The 19,097-nt window shown below is 62.8% G+C and carries 10 protein-coding genes; 6 read left to right on the forward strand and 4 right to left on the reverse strand.

What is annotated here, in order from left to right; all coding sequences use genetic code 11:
* Positions 1-20: 20 nt before the first annotated feature.
* Genes GTP23_RS13425 through GTP23_RS13450 form a run of 6 tightly spaced genes read left to right on the forward strand, consistent with a single transcriptional unit; the run spans position 21 to position 7,127 of the window.
* Positions 21-3,215, forward strand: coding sequence for an O-linked N-acetylglucosamine transferase family protein (locus GTP23_RS13425; RefSeq protein ID WP_161035657.1), 3,195 nt, complete (start codon positions 21-23; stop codon positions 3,213-3,215).
* 15 nt (positions 3,216-3,230) lie between these two features.
* The gene (locus tag GTP23_RS22965) at positions 3,231-3,710 is read left to right on the forward strand and encodes an acyltransferase (RefSeq protein ID WP_161035658.1); all 480 of its coding nucleotides are present in this window, start codon (positions 3,231-3,233) and stop codon (positions 3,708-3,710) included.
* Between the two features lie 31 nt (positions 3,711-3,741).
* The gene (locus GTP23_RS13435) at positions 3,742-4,629 is read left to right on the forward strand and encodes a glycosyltransferase family 2 protein (RefSeq protein WP_161035659.1); all 888 of its coding nucleotides are present in this window, start codon (positions 3,742-3,744) and stop codon (positions 4,627-4,629) included.
* Between the two features lie 21 nt (positions 4,630-4,650).
* On the forward strand, positions 4,651-5,067 hold the full coding sequence (locus tag GTP23_RS13440) for a sugar 3,4-ketoisomerase (RefSeq protein ID WP_371866937.1): 417 nt from the start codon (positions 4,651-4,653) through the stop codon (positions 5,065-5,067).
* Between the two features lie 11 nt (positions 5,068-5,078).
* Positions 5,079-6,185 (forward strand): DegT/DnrJ/EryC1/StrS family aminotransferase, encoded by a 1,107-nt coding sequence (locus GTP23_RS13445; protein WP_161035661.1) that lies wholly within the window; start codon positions 5,079-5,081, stop codon positions 6,183-6,185.
* Positions 6,186-6,200: 15 nt separating this feature from the next.
* Positions 6,201-7,127 (forward strand): WavQ, encoded by a 927-nt coding sequence (locus GTP23_RS13450; RefSeq protein ID WP_161035662.1) that lies wholly within the window; start codon positions 6,201-6,203, stop codon positions 7,125-7,127.
* 1 nt (position 7,128) lies between these two features.
* Here the strand turns inward: GTP23_RS13450 and GTP23_RS13455 are convergent, their stop codons facing one another.
* The 4 genes from GTP23_RS13455 to GTP23_RS22605 form a co-directional block, all read right to left on the reverse strand.
* Positions 7,129-7,911: a glycosyltransferase family 2 protein gene (locus tag GTP23_RS13455; RefSeq protein WP_161035663.1), complete on the reverse strand. Its 783-nt coding sequence runs from the start codon at positions 7,909-7,911 to the stop codon at positions 7,129-7,131.
* Between the two features lie 16 nt (positions 7,912-7,927).
* Positions 7,928-9,295 carry an HlyD family type I secretion periplasmic adaptor subunit gene (locus GTP23_RS13460; RefSeq protein ID WP_161035664.1) on the reverse strand — a complete coding sequence of 456 codons (1,368 nt, stop codon included), beginning with the start codon at positions 9,293-9,295 and terminating at the stop codon, positions 7,928-7,930.
* Positions 9,268-11,418, reverse strand: a complete 2,151-nt coding sequence (locus GTP23_RS13465; protein WP_161035665.1) for a peptidase domain-containing ABC transporter — start codon at positions 11,416-11,418, stop codon at positions 9,268-9,270. Before GTP23_RS13465 ends, GTP23_RS13460 begins: the two co-directional genes overlap by 28 nt.
* A 333-nt stretch (positions 11,419-11,751) precedes the next feature.
* Positions 11,752-19,035 carry an SPM autocatalytic domain-containing protein gene (locus GTP23_RS22605; protein WP_229256102.1) on the reverse strand — a complete coding sequence of 2,428 codons (7,284 nt, stop codon included), beginning with the start codon at positions 19,033-19,035 and terminating at the stop codon, positions 11,752-11,754.
* Between the last annotated feature and the right edge of the window lie 62 nt (positions 19,036-19,097).

A 19,097-nucleotide genomic window follows, 5' to 3' on the forward strand; every position in this document is an offset into this window, starting at 1 on the left:
TCTGGCTTATGCTCACCGCTATGAACGCTCCTGTCTCCGCCGCTCCGGCTCCTACCGATACCAGCCCGCTGGGCACTGTTATGGCTCTGGCAGTACAGGGCGCGCTGACCATCAGCGACCTGTTCGGCGCCGCCGCCGTGCTCACCGATAGCGGCCAGGTACCGGCCGCCATCGCCCTGTACCGCGCCTGGATCGCCCACACGCCGTCGCCGCTGACCTATGCAGCGCGCTTCAATCTGGCGGTGGTGCTGTCCAACCATGGCAACGATGTGGACGCAGAATCGGAACTGCGCCAGGCCATCGCCCAGAATCCCGACTTCGTCGAAGGCCGCCTGAATCTGGGCACCCTGCTCGAACGCATCAACCGTCCCGACGATGCGCTGGCCATGTGGAACAGCATCCTGAGCGAGGTCAAGCCGGACATCAAGACCAATCCCGCCCTGTATGTGCAGACCCTGAACAATCTGGGCCGTTTGCTGGAAATCCGCAAGCGCTATCCGGAAGCGGAAGCCATGCTGGCACAAAGCCTGCGCGTCGATGCGCAGCAGAGCAATGTGATGACGCACTGGGTACACTTGCGCCAGAAGCAGTGCAAATGGCCCGTCTACAGCGGGCTGGAACATATTTCGCAAGCCACCATGATGGATGGCACTTCGGCGCTGGCCATGCTGAGCGCCTCGGCCGATCCGGCCCAGCAGCTGGCGGCCGCACGCCGCTTCGTGCACGAGAAAGTCAATGCCGCCGTGGCGCCGCTGACCGGTGCGTATGGCTATGGCCACAGCCGCCTGCGCATCGGCTATCTGTCGTCGGATTTCTGCTCGCACGCCGTCTCCATCCTCACCGCCGAACTGTACGAACTGCACGACCGCAGCAAGTTCGAAGTGTATGCCTTCAGCTGGAGCCGCGAAGACGGTTCGCCCATCCGCGCCCGCGTGGTGAAAGCCATGGACCACTACATCCGCATCGACGGCATGAGTGACGAACAGGCTGCGCGCACCATCCGCGCCCACGAAATCGATCTGCTGGTAGACCTGCACGGCCTGACGCTGGGTGCCCGCCCGAATATTCTGGCCTACCGCCCGGCCCCCGTGCAGTTGACCTATCTGGGCTTCCCCGGCAGCACCGGCCTGCCCGGCGTGGATTACGTGATCGCCGACGAATTCCTGATCACGCCGGAAATGAGCGCGCACTTCACGGAAAAACCGCTCTACCTGCCGGACACCTTCCAGATCAATGACCGCCAGCGCCTGATCGGCAACAAGCCGACCCGCGCCAGCGTCAACCTGCCGGAAGACGCTTTCGTGTTCTGCTCGTTCAACAACAATTTCAAGTTCACGCCGGAGCTGTTCAGCGTCTGGATGAACATCCTGCGCCGCGTGCCGGACAGCGTGCTGTGGCTGGTGGCCGACTATCCCGAAGTGCGCGAAAACCTGTGGCACTACGCCGAGCAGGCCGGCATCGCGCGCGCCCGCATCATCTTCGCCAGCCGCGCCGTACCGGCCGAATATCTGGCGCGCTACCAGCTGGCCGACCTGTTCCTCGATACCTTCCCGTTCAACGCCGGCACCACCGCCAGCGATGCGCTGTGGGCCGGTCTGCCGCTGCTGACCTGCGCCGGCCAGACCTTCTCTTCGCGCATGGCCGGCAGCCTGCTGCGCGCGGTCGATCTGCCGCAGCTGATCACCTTTAACTTCGCCGACTACGAAGAACGCGCCGTGCAGCTGGCGGGCGACCGCGCCGGCATCGCGGCCATGAAACACCAGCTGATGACCAACCGCCTGACCTGCGCCCTGTTCGACAGCCCGCGCTTCGTGCGCAATCTGGAAGCCGCGCTGCAGCAGGTCGCCAAACCGGCCGCCCCGCGGCTGGCCGCGCCGGTGGTGAAAGTGGCGCCTAGCGCAGCGCAACCGGTGGAGACGGTGCCTATCGTCACGGTATCGTACAACTCGCCCGACCTGATCGAGGCGCTGCTGCGCACCCTGCGCAACCATTACCAGAACCGCGTCTACGTGATCGACGGCTCGAATCCCGATGTGGCGGAAAAAATCCGCGCCATCACGGCCAGCCATAGCAATGTGGAATTCATCCCGTTCGGCTACAACATCCACCACGGTCCCGGCCTGTCGTGGGCCATCAACAACCTCGATCTGCACGGTCAGGTGCTGTTCCTCGACTCGGACGTGGAAATCATCAACGCCGGCTTCCTCGAATCGATGCAGAGCTATCTCAAGCCGGGCATGTTCGGCGTGGGCGGCATACAGCTGGTCAACGAGCAGGGTTACGACCGCCCGGACGATGGCCCGGTGCGCTATCTGCATCCGGCCTGCATGCTGACCAATATCGAAGTGGTGCGCCAGTGGCCGCTGCCGATCAAGCACGGCGCGCCGCTGATCCAGACCATGCTGGCCCTGCACCGCGCCGGCGAGGCTGCCGCCCATCTGATCGGCAATATCGACTGGGTCAAGAACGATTTCAGCAAGAACCCGCAGCGCATCTTCATCAAGCACGACTGGCAGGGCACGGTGATCCGCACGGGCGGCTACCACTACGACCTGCCGAGCGCCAGCCAGAGCATCAATACCGACCTGCTGGCCTTCGTACCGCCGAATGCGCAGAAACTGGTGGAACTGGGCTGCCACGATGGTACGTTTGCCAAGACCTACCGCCAGCGCAACCCGATCTGCAACTACACGGGTATCGAAAAAGCGCTGGCACCGGCGCGCGCGGCCCGTCCGCACTGCGATTTCGTGTTCGATCAGGATATCGAACTGGCCACGCCACAACTGTGGTCGCACGTGGCCGGCGCCGATTGCTGGATACTGGGCGAAGCGCTGGAACAGCTGCGCGATCCGTGGAGCGTGCTGGCCAAGATCCGCGCCAATATGGCACCCGGCGGCAGCCTGGTGATCGCGGTGCGCAACAGCCAGCACTGGAGCTTGCAGGCACGCCTGAATGCGGGCGATGTGCGCTACGAAAAAACCGGCCAGCTGCCCCGTTCGCAGCTGCACTGGTTCTCGCGCGGCTCGACGCTGGCGCTGCTGCAGGAAACCGGCTTCCAGGTCAGCGGCGGCAGCGCACGCATACCGGACGAGCCGGCACGCGACAAATATCTGCCGGCGATCCGCATGATGGCCGAAGCCAGCGGCATCGATCCGACGGCGGCGGTGGAAGACGCGCTGCCGCTGATGTACATCATTACCGCCGTCGCGGTCTAGGCTGCAGGAGCGCCCATGCAAGAACAAGCTGCTTTTGTCCACCCGCTGGCCGACTGCCAGAGCACGCAGATCGGCGCCGGTAGCCGGGTGTGGCAGTTCACGGTGGTGCTGGCACGCGCCCAGATCGGCCGCAACTGCAATATCAACAGCCACTGCTTCATCGAGAACGATGTGGTGGTGGGCGATAACGTCACCGTCAAATGCGGCGTGTATCTGTGGGATGGTCTGCGGGTGGAAGACGATGTCTTCATCGGCCCCAACGTCACCTTCACCAACGACAAGCAGCCCCGTTCCAAAGTCTATCCCGAGCAGTTCCTGTCCACCACCATCCGGGCCGGTGCCTCGATCGGTGCCGGCGCCGTAATCCTGCCCGGCCTGACCATAGGCCGGCGCGCCATGATAGGTGCCGGTGCCGTAGTCACCCGCGACGTACCCGATGACGCCGTGGTGTATGGCGATGCGGCCCGCGTGCGCCTGAGCGGCGCCGCTAATTGAAACCTGAGCAGTCCCAGAACTCCCGACTACCATGAGCCATCCTAAAGTCAGCATCGTCATCCCGTCCTACAAGGCGATCCACTTCGAAGCCTGTCTGCGTTCGGCCATAGGCCAGACCTATCTGAACACGGAAATTCTGGTCAGCGACAACTGCCCGACGGACGATATCCGCGACATCTGCGCGCGCTTCCCCGGCGTGATCTACCAGCGCAATTCCGTGATCCGCGAAGACAATGTGCTGTCCTCGCTGTACTCGGGCAAAGGGGTGTACATCAAACCCCTGTTCGACGACGACATCCTGCACCCGTTCTGCGTCGAACGCATGGTGGCCGCGCTGCAGATGGACGAACGCCACCAGCTGGCCTTCTCCGCCACCCAGGTGATCAACTCGGATAACGAACGCACGGAAACGCGCCGGCCATATGAAGCCAGCGGCAACATCGCTGCGCGCGATATGCACCGCTCGATGGCGCTGGGCATGCGCAACTTCGTCGGCGAATTCACCAGCATCATGTTCCGCCGCGAGACGCTGTGGAAGATCGCGCCGAACCAGCTGTTCCGCATCGGCAGCCACGATTTCACCAAGGGTCTGGCCGATCTGGCCGCCTACATCAATCTGGCACGCGGCGGCAATGCCTTCTACATCGACGAAGAACTCAGCTACTTCCGCCACGACCAGCGCCTGCAGTCGAACTCGAATCCGAATGCCAACCCCAATTTCGGCAACTGCTTCTCCGACTACATCGATCTGCTGGTGGTGTCGCACGAAGAAGGCATCATCAGCCGCGCAGAACTGCTGTCCATGGACCAGCAGGTGGCCGTGATCACCGTCCAGCTGGGCAATGTGTTCCCGCAGATGGCCCGTTCGCGCCAGCGCTACCTCGATTACATCGCCGCCCTGCCGGCCGGTGCTGCCTGAGGATAGCCAGCCATGAGCCAGATGGAGCAATGCCGTTTGATCGAACTGCCACCGCACCACGATGTGCGCGGCAACCTGTCCGTAGTCGAAGGGGGCATCCACATCCCGTTCGATATCAGGCGGGTGTATTACCTGTATGACGTGCCCGGTGGCTCGGCCCGCGCCGGCCACGGCCACATCGAACTGCAGCAGCTGTTCATTGCCATGTCGGGCAGCTTCGACGTGATCGTCGATGACGGCTACGAGCGCAAGAAATTCCAGCTCAACCGTTCCTATTACGGCCTGTACGTGCCGCGCATGATGTGGCGCGAAGTGGAGAACTTCTCTTCCGGCGCCGTGTGCGTGGTACTGGCCTCGACCCTGTACGATAAACAGGACTATTTCCACGACTACGACGAGTTCAAGGCCGCCGCCCACCGTCACCAGTCCGCCACCTGAAAGCCGTTGTCATGAGCATACCTTTCCTCGATCTGAAAGCCGTCAATCAGGCCCACGCGGCCGAACTGGAAGCCGCCTTCAAACGCGTGCTCGATTCCGGCTGGTACATCCTCGGCAACGAGACCGCGCAATTCGAAGCAGCCTTCGCCAGCTACTGCGGCGCCGGCCAGACCATAGGCGTGGCCAACGGTCTGGATGCCATCTTCCTCGCCCTGAAAGCGGCCGGCATAGGCCCCGGCGATGAAGTCATCGTCCCGTCGAATACGTTCATCGCCACCTGGCTGGCAGTCAGCCACTGCGGCGCCACGCCGGTGCCGGTGGAACCGGTGGAAGCCACCTACAACCTCGATCCGGCCCGCATTGCTGCTGCCATCACGCCGCGCACCAAGGCCATTGTGCCGGTGCACCTGTATGGCCAGCCGGCCGATATGGACCCCATCATGGCGCTGGCCGCCCAGCACAAACTGCTGGTAGTGGAAGACGCCGCGCAGGCGCATGGTGCGCGCTACCACGGCCGCCGTACGGGCCAGCTGGGCCACGCTGCCGCCTTCAGCTTCTATCCCGGTAAAAACCTCGGCGCCCTCGGCGACGGCGGTGCCGTCACCACCAGCGACGCCGCACTGGCCGAACGCATACGCACCTTCCGCAACTACGGTTCCAAGGTCAAGTACTACAACGATGTGCCGGGCTATAACTCGCGCCTCGACGAACTGCAATCGGCCCTGCTGGCCGTCAAGCTGCCGCAGCTCGATGGCGACAATGCCCAGCGCCGTGCCATCGCCGCCGTGTACCACCGCGAACTGGCCGGCATCCCCGGCCTGACGCTGCCGCAAGTGCCGGACTGGGCCGAGCCGGTCTGGCACCTGTACGTGGTGCGCCATGCCCAGCGCGATATGCTGGCCAAGGCGCTGGCGGAACGGGGCATAGGCACCATCGTGCACTATCCGGTCGCGCCGCACCTGCAGCCCGCCTATGCGGAACTCGGTTACAAGCAGGGCGATTTCCCGCTGGCCGAAGCCATCCACCGCGAAGTGCTGAGCCTGCCGATCGGCCCTACCATGACGCTGGAACAAGCCAGCGCAGTGGCCACCGCGATCCGCCAGATCCTGAGCGCCTGAGTAGCCAGCCCTGCCATGAAAAAATTCATCATCTTTTCCGCCGCCTACAATGAAAAGTCGGGCGGCGCCATCGTCACGCACCGGCTGTGCCACCTGCTCAATGAAGCGGGGCGGGAAGCCTATCTGATGCCGCTGTTCTACAGCCACGAAGCCACCATCCTGAATATCGGCGAAGTGGCGGCGCGCATCCAGATGGAAACCCAGAACCTGCTGCGCGCCAGCTTCCCCACCAACCCGCATTTCAATACGCCCGTGTACCGCGACAATCTGCACGCACTGCGCGGCAATAACGATTACATCGTGATCTATCCGGAAATCATTTCCGGCAATCCCCTGGGCGCCAGGAATGTGGTGCGCTGGTTCCTGCACGATCCCGGCTATCACACGGGCCATGTGGCCTACTCGCCGGGCGAACTGTATTTCCGCCATTCGGCCGCCACCAAGGAATTCCACATGACGGGTTCGCGCATGTCGCCGCACCTGCTGCATCTCGGTTACTTCCCGTTCGAGCTGTATAACATGGAGCATGTGGCCAGCGAGCGGCATGGTACGGCGTATATGTTCCGCGATGGCCGCGAGCGCCCCATCGTGCACGATCTGACCGATTCCATCCGCCTGACGCGCGACCTGTCGCATGCGCAGGTGGCAGAAATCTTCAAGCGCATCAAAACCTTTATCTGCTACGACTCGCGCACCCTGTATTCGGAACTGGCCGTGCTGTGCGGCTGCGAATCGGTGGTGATACCGGAAGACGGTGTGACGGAAGAACAGTGGCGGCCGGAAGTGGAGACCCGCAGCGGCATCGCCTACGGTTTCGACAAGCTGCCCAAGGCGCGCGCCACGGCGCACCTGCTGCTGCCCTTCATGCAGGCCAAACAGGAAGAATCACGGCTGTCGATGGAAGGCATGCTGCGCGAGACGGACGCCTTCTTCCCCGACTGATCTAGAAATGGCTGAGGTCGAGCACCACGCCGGCCGAAGCCAGCAAAGCCTGTCGTGCCAAACGGGTCTGCATATTCGGCGCCGCATGGCGACGGTAGAGCAGTAACATCACAGGCAGCACATTCTCGTTACGCGAATTACCGCGCCGCATATTTTCCGGCGCCGTCGCTTCGCTCTTGTGGATCACCACGGTATCCGTGGCCACATGCACCAGACTGCGCCCCGCCATGGCGGCCAGCAGGAAATCCCAGTCTTCGTAGATGATCAGTTCAGTGTCGTTGTGCAGGCCGGCCAGCACATCGCGCCGGTAAGCCACGCAGCTATTCGGTATGCGGTTGCGCACATACACGCTATCGAAGGTCACATCGGCGATCGACAGCGACTGGCAGTGCAGCGGCCGGGGCGGCGAGACCGTGCGGTCTTCCTGCTGCACCTGGAAATCGCAGAACAGCAGTTCCGGTCTGTCCTGCTGCAAACGCTGCTTGAGCGCGGCCAGATGGTCGGGGCGGAAAGTATCGTCATCATCGAGGAAGATGAGGTAGTCGCCATCGGCCACGGCCATGCCCATGTCGCGGCTCACTGCCGGGCCGGGCTGGCCACTGCGGATCATGAACACAAAGCGGCCATCCAGCGCCGCCAGTTCCGGATAGGGCGGCAGGTAGGACGCCGAATCCGATACCACCACCACGCGGAAGTCCTGACAGGTCTGGGCTATCAGCGATTGCAGCGTGCGTTTCAGCAGCAGCGGCCGGTCATGGGTGGCGATGATGATGGTAAATAGCACGTCGGGTACTCCGTGGTCAGGGTTCGCGCATCGATTCGTCCAGCGCCTTGGTCAGCGGCCACAGCAGGTAAGACATCACCGTGCGCTCACCCACCAGTATTTCGGCCGTCAGCGTCATGCCGGGCAGCAGGCGCGAGCCGGGCGTCATCTTGCGTAACGCGGATTTGCCGTAAGGGATGCGCGCCAGATAATAGGCATCGAGTCCCTGTCCGGCGGCCGCCTGATCGCGCTTGAAGGAATCCGAGCTGATGGTGCGTACCGTGCCATCGAGCATGCCATGCTCCTGGAAGTTGTAGGCATCGACCTTCAGCTGCACCTTGTCGCCCGGCTTGATATAGCCGATGTCGAGCGAATCGATCTGCACTTCCGCTTCCATTTCCGCGCCCAGCGGCACCAGCGTGAACAGCGGTTCGGCTTCGCGGATGATGGAGCCGACCGACAGCTTGGCGATTTCCAGCACGATGCCATCGGCCGGCGCCACGATCTGCACCATGCGGCGGCGCTTGTCGGCCTTGGTCAGCTGCTCGTTGATGCCGTCGCGGTCGCGGCTGGCGTTGAGCAGGTCTTCCATGGCTTTCTGGCGCCAGCTCTTGTCGAAGGCGGCCAGCTCGGACTGGGCCGCTGCCAGTTCGCGCTGCATTTCCAGCGAACGGTTTTTCTGCAGCATCATGTCGCGCTCGACTTCGAGACGGCGGTCACGCGCTTCCAGCAAATGCATCTTGGCGCCGAACTGTTCCGACACCAGCTGTTCCTGCATGGCTTCCACTTCGCGCAGCGATTTTACCCGCTGTGCCAGAATCTGCTGGTCGCGCTGATTGGTTTCCAGGCTGGCCTGCAGACGCGCAATGTTCTGCTCCATCTTGCTTTTCTGCGCAGCGAAATTGGCCTTGCGCTCGTTAGCCAGCTGGGCCTGCAGCAGGCTGTCGGCACTGCTGTCCGCACCGGTACCGGGTCCGGCCTTGCCGGCCAGTTCGGCGCGCAGGCTGTCGGCCTGGGTGTCCAGACTCTGCAAGCGGCTGCGCAGCTGCGCTTCGTCGGCCTGAGTAAAAGTCGGGTCCAGCATGGCCAGCACTTCGCCCTTGCGCACCACCTGTCCTACACGCACATCGATGCGCTGGATGATGGAAGTATCGAGCGGCTGCACCACGATATTCGGCAGCGGGTTGACCAGCTTGCCTTTGGCCGTGACCACTTTCGGCACATGGGACAGACAGGCCCACAGGATGAAGCAGCCGAACGCGGCCAGCAGCACATGCAGCGTCAGGCGCACGGAACGGGGCAGCGGTCCCCGTTCGATGGCGTCGGCATCGGGCAGGAATTCGATCTCGGTTTCGTCCTTGTGACGGCGCGAGCCTTTTACAGGTGACTGGTTTGCTGGTTCCATAGGTGCTGGTAAGTTTCGCTACGTGTAAGCAGTTCGGCATGGCGGCCACTGTCCATCAGGCGGCCCTGATGCATGACCATGATCTTGTCGGCATTCACCAGCGTCGACAGACGGTGGGAAATCATGATCACGGTACGGCCCACCGCAATCCGGCTCAGGTTATGGATGAAGATGGCTTCGCTCTCGGGGTCGAGCGCGCTGGCTGCTTCGTCGAGAATCAGGATGCGCGGCTTGGCCACCAGCGTACGGGCGATCGACAGGCGCTGCTTCTGGCCACCGGACAGATTGGAAGCATTCTCTTCCAGCAGGGTGTCGTAACCCATGGGCATGCGTTCGATGAATTCGCTGGCGCCGGCCGCTTCGGCCGCAGCCACCAGTTCTTCGAAGCTGGCGTCGGGCTTGGCCGCAGACAGATTCTCGCGCACCGTGCCGCGGAACAGGAAGTTCTCCTGCAACACCACGCCGATCTGGCGGCGCAGGTGCGACAGCTCGATTTCACGCGCATCGATGCCATCGAAGCGGACTATGCCTTCCTGCACGTTGTACAGGCCCTGTATCAGTTTGGTCAGGGTGGTTTTGCCGGAGCCGGAACGGCCGACGATGCCCACCACCGTGCCCTTATCGATGCTGAAGCTGGCTTTGTTGAGCGCCATGGCCTGTGCGCCCGGATAGCGGAAAGTCACGTCGTCGAAACGGATATCGCCCTGCAGCACGGGACGCAGGCCGTTGGCACCGGCGCGGCCTTCCGGCGCACGGTTCATCACTTCGCCCAGCATGCGCACCGACAGCGCCGTTTCCTGATACTCGTTGACCAGCCCGACGATGGAAATCAGGGGGCCCGTAACACGGCCGGACAGCATCTGGAAAGCGATCAGCGCACCGACCGACAGGGTCTGGTCGAACACGTCCTGCGCACCGAGCACGATCAGGGTAACAGGCATCAGCTTGCCGAGGAAATCGGTGACGGCATTCCCGGCGATGGAAATGCGGCCGACGCGGAAGTGCATATTGATGGCTTCAGCCGAGCGCTGGTCCCAGATGCGGCGCTGGCCCGGTTCGATTGCCAGCGCTTTCACCGTGCGCATGCCGTGGATGGTTTCCACCAGCATGGCCTGACGCTGGCCTTCGGCCGCGTACAGGGCATTCAGGCGGCGCTGGAAGGTCGGCACCATGGCCATCACCACGCCGGCAATCAGCATCGCAAACGCCAGCACGATCAGGGCCAGTTTGAAGGAATAGGCAAACAGGATGGGGATGAACACCAGCAGCGAAATCAGGTCGAGCGCGGTGAAGAACAGCCGGCCCGTGAGGAAGCTGCGGATCTTTTCCAGCTGCTGCATGTGGCGTGTCACCACGCCGGCACTGGTGGTTTCGAAGAAGTCGATCGGCAGCGACAGCAGGTGGCTGAAGGTGCGCCGGGTCAGCCGCATATCGATCTTGTTACTGGCGGCCAGCGTCAGGGTCTGGCGCAGGAAGCCGAAAGCGGCATCGAACAGCAGCGCCATCACGATGCCCACTGCCAGCACGGACAGGGTGGTAATGCTCTGGTGCGTCAGCACCTTGTCGATCACCAGCTGGAAGAAGATGGGCGAGGCCATGGCCAGAAACTGCATGGCCACGGCGGCGATGAAAATGTCGCGGAACGCCGAGCGCTGCTGGAGTATCTCGGGGATGAACCAGCGCAGGCCGAAGGGCTGGTTAGGGTCGCTCAGCTTGTGGTGGCGCTTGATGAACAGCACGACACCATCCCACTGGGCGCTGAAATCGGAGCGGCTGGTCAGCACCACGGCCGCATTCGGGGCCACGGGATTGAGCACGGCCACCTGATCTTCCGCACCGTTTTCACCGGGCTTGGCGCCCACCACAATCACCATATGGCCATTGCGCAGCCGTGCCATCAGGGGGAAGACGCCGTTCTGCGCCATCAGGCGCGACCAGCTCAGACTATCCGTCTTGGCTTTCAGGCCGATGTCGGAAGCGATGCGCAGCAGCACGCCGTCGCCGGGCTCTTCGGCCCGCAACGCGTAGTCGTCGATCAGCCGTTCGGGGTTGATCTGCAAGCCATGGTGCTGGGCTATCGCCGTCAGGCACTGGATCGCGGTATGTGGATATTTATCGTGCATATTCTAGCGAGCGGGCCGCTGGTGCGTACCCATCCCTTGTTATGGTCCGAATTCGGTTAGCCGGCATCAAGCCGAGACGCAAGCTGGCTCAGGGATTCTAACCCAGCCCGCCCTCGGCAGGCGCGTTAAATCATGCTTTGCAGCACTGGAACAGAGGCAGAAAGGCCGCCCTATTCCGGCCTTGCCTATGAGCACAAGTCCGGTTTCATGCGGCCTGGCGGGCCGGCAGCACCAGCTGCACCAGCTGTACCGGACGGCAGACAAAAAAAAACGGCAAGACCGCAGTCTTGCCGTTCTATCTTAGTCCGGCTGAAGCCGGACTAGTCGCTGGTCTTACTTGGCAACCAATATGCCGTGGCTGGCCGTGCTTTGCAGCGCTTTCAGACGCAGCGTTTCGTCGCTGGTGCTGACTGCCGTGCTGGCCGTCAGCTGGGCTGCCGAGTAGTCCTTCAGGGCACCGGCCAGTGCTGCCGCACCGGACGCCACACCCGAACCCGGCACTTCCAGCTTGGCCGTGCTGCCTGCCGCCGTGGCCGCATTGTCGAAGCTCGACAGTGCCTGGCTCAGGTTGCTGACTGCTGCACTCAGGCTGGCACCCGGAGCGACCGCACTCATCTGGAACCACACGTCGGCTGCCGCATGGCTGCTGCCGTCGCTGGTTTCGAAGGTCGAGGTCAGACCGACGATGTTGCCGTTGTTGTAGGACACCTCCTGCTTGGCGTTCAGGTTCAGCTTGGTGATGCCCAGCTGATCCAGCGATTTCAGCTCGCCCGCCTGGCTGACACCGTCGGCGTTGCCATCCACCCAGACTTTAAGCTGGGCAAAGGCGCTGTCCTTGGCATCCACCACACCGTCCTGGTTGCTATCGAGCGCGGCCAGTGCTTCGTAGCCGGTCTGGGCTTTCTGACCGTTGGCCAGCGTGGTGGCCGAGCCGAACAGCTCGCTACCATCGTTGATCACACCGTCACCGTTGCGGTCCAGCGCCAGCAGGCCGTCGTTACCGCCTACCCAGCCCGTAGCAGCCTTGTTACCGGTGGCCAGCAGGTCGAACTGTACGCCGGCGGCCAGATTCAGCGTGCTCACGCCGTTGCCGTCCAGATCCAGCACGATAGGCGTACCCAGCGGCGAAGCCAGGGCAGCGATCTGTGCCGTAGTCAGGCCCGGTACCTGGGCGCTGTTGATGGCGCACACCTGGGCGCTGGTCAGCGCATGGATCTGATCGGTGCTCAGCTTGCTGATCTGGTCGGTGCTCAGGCCCGCCATGGCGCCGGTACGCAGTGCCACCAGATCCTGGGTTTCCAGCGCCACCAGCTGATCGGTGGTCAGTACTTTGACCTGGGCGCTGGTCAGCGCTGCCACCTGGCCGCTCGACAGGCTGACGATCTGGTTGGTCGTCAGGGCCGATACCTGGGTGGTTTTCAGCGAAGCGATGGCCGCCGTTTTCAGTACTGCTACCTGATCCGTACCCAGTGCAGCCAGCGCATCGGTCGACAGGGCGGCGACCTGGCCCGAGGTCAGCGCAGCTGCCTGGATGGTGGTAATCGCGGCGGCCTGATGGGTGCTCAGGGCATTGGCCAGGTTGGCCGTGCTCAGGGCAACGATCTGGCCGGTGCTCAGGTTGCTCAGCTGGTCGGTGGTGAGTGCCGTCAGCTGGGCCGATTTGAGCGCGGCGATGGTGCTGGTTTTCAGCGAGCTCAGATCTGCCGTTTCGATGGCTGCCACATTGTCGGTGGACAGTACGCCGAACTGGCCGGTGCTCAGCACATACAGCTGGCTGGACGACAGTGCCACCATCTGTGCCGTGGTCAGGCCATCGGCCAGATTGGCCGTGCTCAGTGCCGAAACCTGGGCAGTGGTCAGGGCGGTGATCTGGTCCGTGCTCAGCGCGTTCAGCTGGGCCGAGCGCAGACCATTCAGGGCCGTGGTTTTCAGCGCAGCCAGATCGGCCGTTTCCAGTGCCACCACCGAGTCCGTACCCAGCGCATTGAGCTGGGCGCTGGTCAGCGCGGCGGCCTGGGTGGTGCTCAGGGCAACGATCTGGTTGGTGGTCAGCGCCACGGCCTGCTTGGTGGCCAGTGCGGCGATCACCGAAGTTTTCAGCGCCACGATATCGTCCGTTACCAGCGCGGCCACATTGTCGGTGCTCAGGGCAGCGAACTGGGTCGAGCTCAGTACGGCCGCCTGGGCCGTCGTCAGGGCCACCGTCTGGTCGCTGGTCAGCGCACTCACGCTGGCCGTGCTCAGTGCAGCGGTCTGGCCAGTGGTCAGGTTGGACAGCTGGTTGGTGGTCAGTGCGGCCAGCTGCACGGTTTTCAGTGCGGCGATCACATTGGTTTTCAGCGCAGCCAGATCAGCCGTCTCGATCGCTGCCACATTGTCCGAGGACAGGGCCGAGAACTGCAGCGTGGTCAGTACGCCCAGCTGGCTGGAGCTCAGTGCCACGATCTGGTTAGTGGTCAGCGCGTTGGCGATGTTGGCCGTGCTCAGCGCTGCGACCTGACCCGTTTTCAGTGCGGTGATCTGGTCGGTGGTCAGGGCCGTGGCTTCGGCCGAGGTCAGTGCACCGATGGCTGCCGTTTTCAGGGCGCCAATATCATCCGTTTCGATGGCCACGATGGAATCACTGCCCAGCGCCACCACTTGCGCGCTGCTCAGCGCGGCGATCTGGTTGCTGCTCAGTGCCACAACCTGTTTGGTGGTCAGCGCCACCGCCTGCTTGGTGGACAGACCGGCGATGGTGGCCGTCTTCATCACGGCGATATCATCGGTTTCCAGTGCCACGATGTTGTCGGTGCTCAGCGCCACAGCCTGGCTGGAAGTCAGCACGGCAGCCTGATCGGTCGACAGGGCCACCACCTGGTCGCTGGTCAGCGACGCCATATTGGCGGTGGTGATCGCCAGCACCTGGCCAGTGGTCAGGTTGGACAGCTGGTTGGTGGTCAGTGCAGCCAGCTGGGCCGATTTCAGCGAAGCGATGATGGCCGTGCGCAGACCGACGATGTCGGCCGTTTCGATGGCAGCGATGGAATCGGTCGCCAGCGCAGCGAACTGCAGCGTGCTGAAAGCACCGAACTGGTTCGAGCTCATGGCCACGATCTGGTTGGTAGTCAGGGCATTGGCGATATTGGCCGTGCTCAGTGCCGCCACCTGGCTGGTTTTCAGCGCGGTGATCTGCTCGGTGGTCAGGGCCGTAGCTTCGGCCGAGGTCAGTGCACCGATGGCCGCCGTTTTCAGCGCACCGATGTCGTCCGTCTCGATGGCGACGATGGAGTCGCTACCCAGCGCCACCACTTGCGCGCTATTCAGCGCAGCCACCTGGTTGCTGCTCAGGGCCACTACCTGCTTGGTGGTCAGGGCCACCGCCTGTTTGGTGGACAGGCCGGCAATGGTCGCCGTTTTCAGGACAGCGATATCGTCCGTTTCCAGTGCCACGATGTTGTCGGTGCTCAGTGCCACCACCTGGCTGGAAGTCAGCACAGCGGCCTGGTCGGTCGACAGCGCCACCACCTGATCGCTGGTCAGCGAAGCCATATTGGCGGTGCTGATTGCCAGCACCTGGCCGGTGGTCAGGTTGGACAGCTGGTTGGTCGTCAGTGCGGCCAGCTGGGCCGATTTCAGCGAAGCGATGATGGCCGTACGCAGACCCACCACATCGGCCGTTTCGATGGCAGCGATGGAATCGGTGGCCAGCGCGGCGAACTGCTGGGTGCTGAAGGCACCGAACTGGTTCGAGCTCATCGCCACGATCTGGTTGGTAGTCAGCGCATTGGCAATGTTCGCCGTGCTCAGCGCGGCAACCTGATTGGTTTTCAGCGCAGTGATCTGGTCGGTGGTCAGAGCCGTGGCTTCGGCCGAAGTCAGCGCGCTGATGGCGGCCGTTTTCAGCGAACCGATGTCGTCCGTCTCGATGGCGACGATGGAATCGCTGCCCAGGGCCACCACTTGTGCGCTGCTCAGGGCGCCGATCTGGGCGCTGCTCAGTGCCACCACCTGTTTGGTGGTCAGGGCGGCCGCCTGCTTGGTCGACAGACCGGCAATGGTGGCGGTTTTCAGGACAGCGATATCGTCCGTTTCCAGCGCCACGATGTTGTCCGTGCTGAGGGCAACGGCCTGGCTGGAAGTCAGTACAGCGGCCTGATCGGTCGACAGGGCGACCACCTGGTCGCTGGTCAGCGAAGCCATATTGGCCGTAGTGATCGCCAGAATCTGGCCGGTGGTCAGATTCGACAGCTGGTTGGTGGTCAGGGCAGCCAGCTGGGCCGATTTCAGCGAAGCGATGATGGCCGTGCGCAGACCGACGATATCGGCCGTTTCGATGGCGGCGATGGAGTCGGTCGCCAGTGCAGCGAACTGCAGCGTGCTGAAGGCGCCGAACTGGTTCGAGCTCATCGCCACGATCTGGTTGGTGGTCAGGGCATTGGCGATATTCGCCGTGCTCAGCGCTGCAACCTGATTGGTTTTCAGCGCGGTGATCTGGTCGGTGGTCAGGGCCGTGGCTTCGGCCGAGGTCAGCGCTGCAACCGCACTGGTTTTCAGGGCACCGATGTCGTCGGTTTCGATGGCCACGACGGAATCGCTGCCCAGTGCTACCACTTGTGCGCTGCTCAGGGCGCCGATCTGGGCGCTGCTCAGGGCGACGACCTGTTTGGTGGTCAGGGCGGCCGCCTGTTTGGTCGACATACCGGCGATGGTGGCGGTTTTCAGGACGGCGATATCGTCCGTTTCCAGCGCCACCACATTATCCGTGCTCAGGGCGACGAACTGGCCGGAAGTCAGCACGGCAGCCTGGTCGGTGGTCAGGGCCACGACCTGATCGCTGGTCAGCGCGGCCAGATTCACGGTGGTCAGTGCCAGCACCTGGCCGGTGGTCAGGTTGGACAGCTGGTTGGTGGTCAGGGCAGCCAGCTGGGCGGTTTTCAGCGAAGCGATGATGGCCGTGCGCAGACCGACGATATCGGCCGTCTCGATGGCGGCGATGGAGTCGGTGGCCAGTGCTGCAAACTGTGCGGTGCTCATGGCGCCGAACTGGTTCGAGCTCATCGCCACGATCTGGTTGGTGGTGAGCGCATTGGCGATGTTCGCCGTGCTCAGCGCTGCGATCTGGCTGGTTTTCAGCGCAGTGATCTGGTCGGTGGTCAGGGCCGTGGCTTCGGCCGAGGTCAGGGCCGTAATTGCGCTGGTTTTGAGCGAGCCGATGTCGTCCGTTTCGATAGCAACAATGTTGTCGCTACCCATGGCCACCACTTGTGCGCTGCTCAGCGCGCCGATCTGGGCGCTGCTCAGGGCGACGACCTGCTTGGTGGTCAGTGCCAGCGTCTGTTTGGTGGAGAGGCCGGCGATGGTGGCCGTTTTCAGCACGGCGATATCGTCCGTTTCCATCGCTACGATGTTGTCCGTGGTCAGGGCAACGGCCTGGTTAGACGTCAGTACGGCAACCTGATCGGTCGACAGGGCCACCACCTGGTCGCTGGTCAGCGCGGCCATATTGGCCGTCGTGATCGCCAGTACCTGGCCAGTGGTCAGGTTAGACAGCTGGTTGGTGGTCAGCGCGGCCAGCTGGGCGGTTTTCAGCGAAGCGATGATAGCCGTGCGCAGACCGACGATATCGGCCGTTTCGATGGCAGCGATGGAATCGGTGGACAGCGCTGCGAACTGGGCAGTGCTGAAGGCGCCGAACTGGTTCGAGCTCATCGCCACGATCTGATTCGTGGTGAGCGCTTGCGAAATATTTGCCGTGGTCAATGCACCGATCTGGCCGGTTTTCAGGGCGCCGATCTGGTTGGTCGTCAGGGCGGCGACTTCGGCCGAGGTCATGGCCGTGAAGGCAGCCGTTTTCAGGGCGCCGATATCATCGGTTTCAATTGCGATGATCGAGTCGCTACCCATGGCGACTACTTGCGCGCTGCTCAGTGCAGCCACCTGGTTGCTGCCCAGTGCCACCACCTGGTTGGTGGTCAGTGCCACCGCCTGCTTGGTCGACAGGCCGGCAATGGTCGACGTCTTGAGCGCAGCGATATCGTCGGTTTCCATGGCCGCCAGATTGTCGGTGCTCAGCGCGACGATCTGGGCCGAGGTCAGGGTTGCCGCCTGGCTGGTGCTCAGTGCCACGACCTGATCGCTGGTCAGCGCACCCATATTGGTGGTGGTGATGGCCAGAATCTGGTTATTGGTCAGGTTGGAAACCTGGTTGGTGGTCAGCGCGGCCAGCTGGGCCGTTTTGAGCGCCGCGATAATGCTGGTGCGCAGGCTGGACAGGTCTTCCGTTTCGATGGCTGCCACATTGTCCGTACCCAGTGCCGCGAACTGCACGGTGCTGAAGGCGCCGAACTGGTTGGAGCTCAGTGCGACGACCTGATTGGTCGTGAGCGCCTGGGAAATATTTGCCGTGCTCAGTGCGGCAACCTGACCGGTTTTCAGTGCACTGATCTGTTGCGTCGTCATGGCATTGATTTCAGCCGACGTCATGGCGTTAATGGCGGCCGTTTTCAGGGCGCCGATGTCATCGGTCTCGATGGCGATGACGGAATCACTGCCCAGCGCTACCACTTGTGCGCTGCTCAGCGCAGCAATCTGGTTGCTGCTCAGTGCCACCACCTGGTTGGTGGTCAGCGCGGCAGCCTGCTTGGTCGACAGACCGGCGATGGTCGAAGTCTTGAGGGCCGCGATATCGTCGGTTTCCATCACGGCGAGATTGTCCGTGCTGATTGCCACAGCCTGGCTGGAGCTCAGGACGGCGGCCTGTGCGGTCGACATGGCCACCACCTGGTCGCTGGTCATTGCGCCCATGCTGGCAGTGCTCAGCGCGGCTATCTGGGCCGTGGTCAGATTGGAGAATTGATTGGTAGTCAGTGCGGCCAGCTGCACAGTTTTCAGCGAGGCGATGATGCCCGTCTTCAGCGCAGCCAGATCCACCGTCTCGATGGCGGCCACGGTATCGCTGCCGAGGGCGGCAAACTGGGTCGAGCTCAGCGTTGCCAGCTGGGTCGAGCTCATGGCCACGACCTGATCCGTCGACAGGCCCGAGGCGAGCGAACGCGTGCTCAGCGCTGCAACCTGTGCCGTGGTCAGATTGCTGACCTGATCCGTGGTCAGCGCTGCCATCTGCTGGGTATTCAGGGCATTGATCACGCCCGTCTTGATCGCAGCCAGATCCGCCGTTTCCAGTGCGGCCACGCCATCGGTCGACATCGCCACGATCTGGCGGCTGGACAAGGCGGCAGCCTGACCGTTGGTCAGCGCCACGATCTGGTTGGTGGTCAGTGCACCCATCTGCAGCGTGGTCAGGCCCGCTACCGTCGACGTTTTGAGTGCGGCGAAATCATCGGTTTCCAGCGCTACCAGGCTATCCGTGCTCATGGCCGCCACCTGGGCCGAGCTCAGAATGGCAATTTGCGCAGTGGAGAAGGCAACCACCTGGTTGGTGGTCAGGCCCAGGCCCAGTTCGCGCGTGGTCAGTACGGCCATGTGCGAGGTAGTGAGCGCGCCTATCTGGTCGGTCGTAAACGCACCAAACTGCGCTGAACTCAGCGCTGCCACATCGGCGGTAGCTAACAGCGAAATCGCGTCCGTCGACAGTGCGGCGATTTGGTCCGTGGACATGCTGGTTACGATAGACATTGCCATTCTCCTTGGGATCCTGCCGTAACGGTACGGACGGGAAAGGGAGCCGAGGAATTTTG

It is taken from the genome of Duganella fentianensis, from assembly GCF_009857835.1.
GTDB lineage: Bacteria > Pseudomonadota > Gammaproteobacteria > Burkholderiales > Burkholderiaceae_D > Rugamonas > Rugamonas fentianensis.

What these genes read in the sequence shown, in the direction of transcription:
- GTP23_RS13425 (WP_161035657.1), top strand. Translation starts at nt 21, where the DNA reads ATGAACGCTCCTGTCTCCGCCGCTCCGGCTCCTACCGATACCAGCCCG.
- GTP23_RS22965 (WP_161035658.1), top strand. Translation starts at nt 3,231, where the DNA reads ATGCAAGAACAAGCTGCTTTTGTCCACCCGCTGGCCGACTGCCAGAGC.
- GTP23_RS13435 (WP_161035659.1), top strand. Translation starts at nt 3,742, where the DNA reads ATGAGCCATCCTAAAGTCAGCATCGTCATCCCGTCCTACAAGGCGATC.
- GTP23_RS13440 (WP_371866937.1), top strand. Translation starts at nt 4,651, where the DNA reads ATGGAGCAATGCCGTTTGATCGAACTGCCACCGCACCACGATGTGCGC.
- GTP23_RS13445 (WP_161035661.1), top strand. Translation starts at nt 5,079, where the DNA reads ATGAGCATACCTTTCCTCGATCTGAAAGCCGTCAATCAGGCCCACGCG.
- GTP23_RS13450 (WP_161035662.1), top strand. Translation starts at nt 6,201, where the DNA reads ATGAAAAAATTCATCATCTTTTCCGCCGCCTACAATGAAAAGTCGGGC.
- GTP23_RS13460 (WP_161035664.1), bottom strand. Translation starts at nt 9,295, where the DNA reads ATGGAACCAGCAAACCAGTCACCTGTAAAAGGCTCGCGCCGTCACAAG.
- GTP23_RS13465 (WP_161035665.1), bottom strand. Translation starts at nt 11,418, where the DNA reads ATGCACGATAAATATCCACATACCGCGATCCAGTGCCTGACGGCGATA.
- GTP23_RS22605 (WP_229256102.1), bottom strand. Translation starts at nt 19,035, where the DNA reads ATGTCTATCGTAACCAGCATGTCCACGGACCAAATCGCCGCACTGTCG.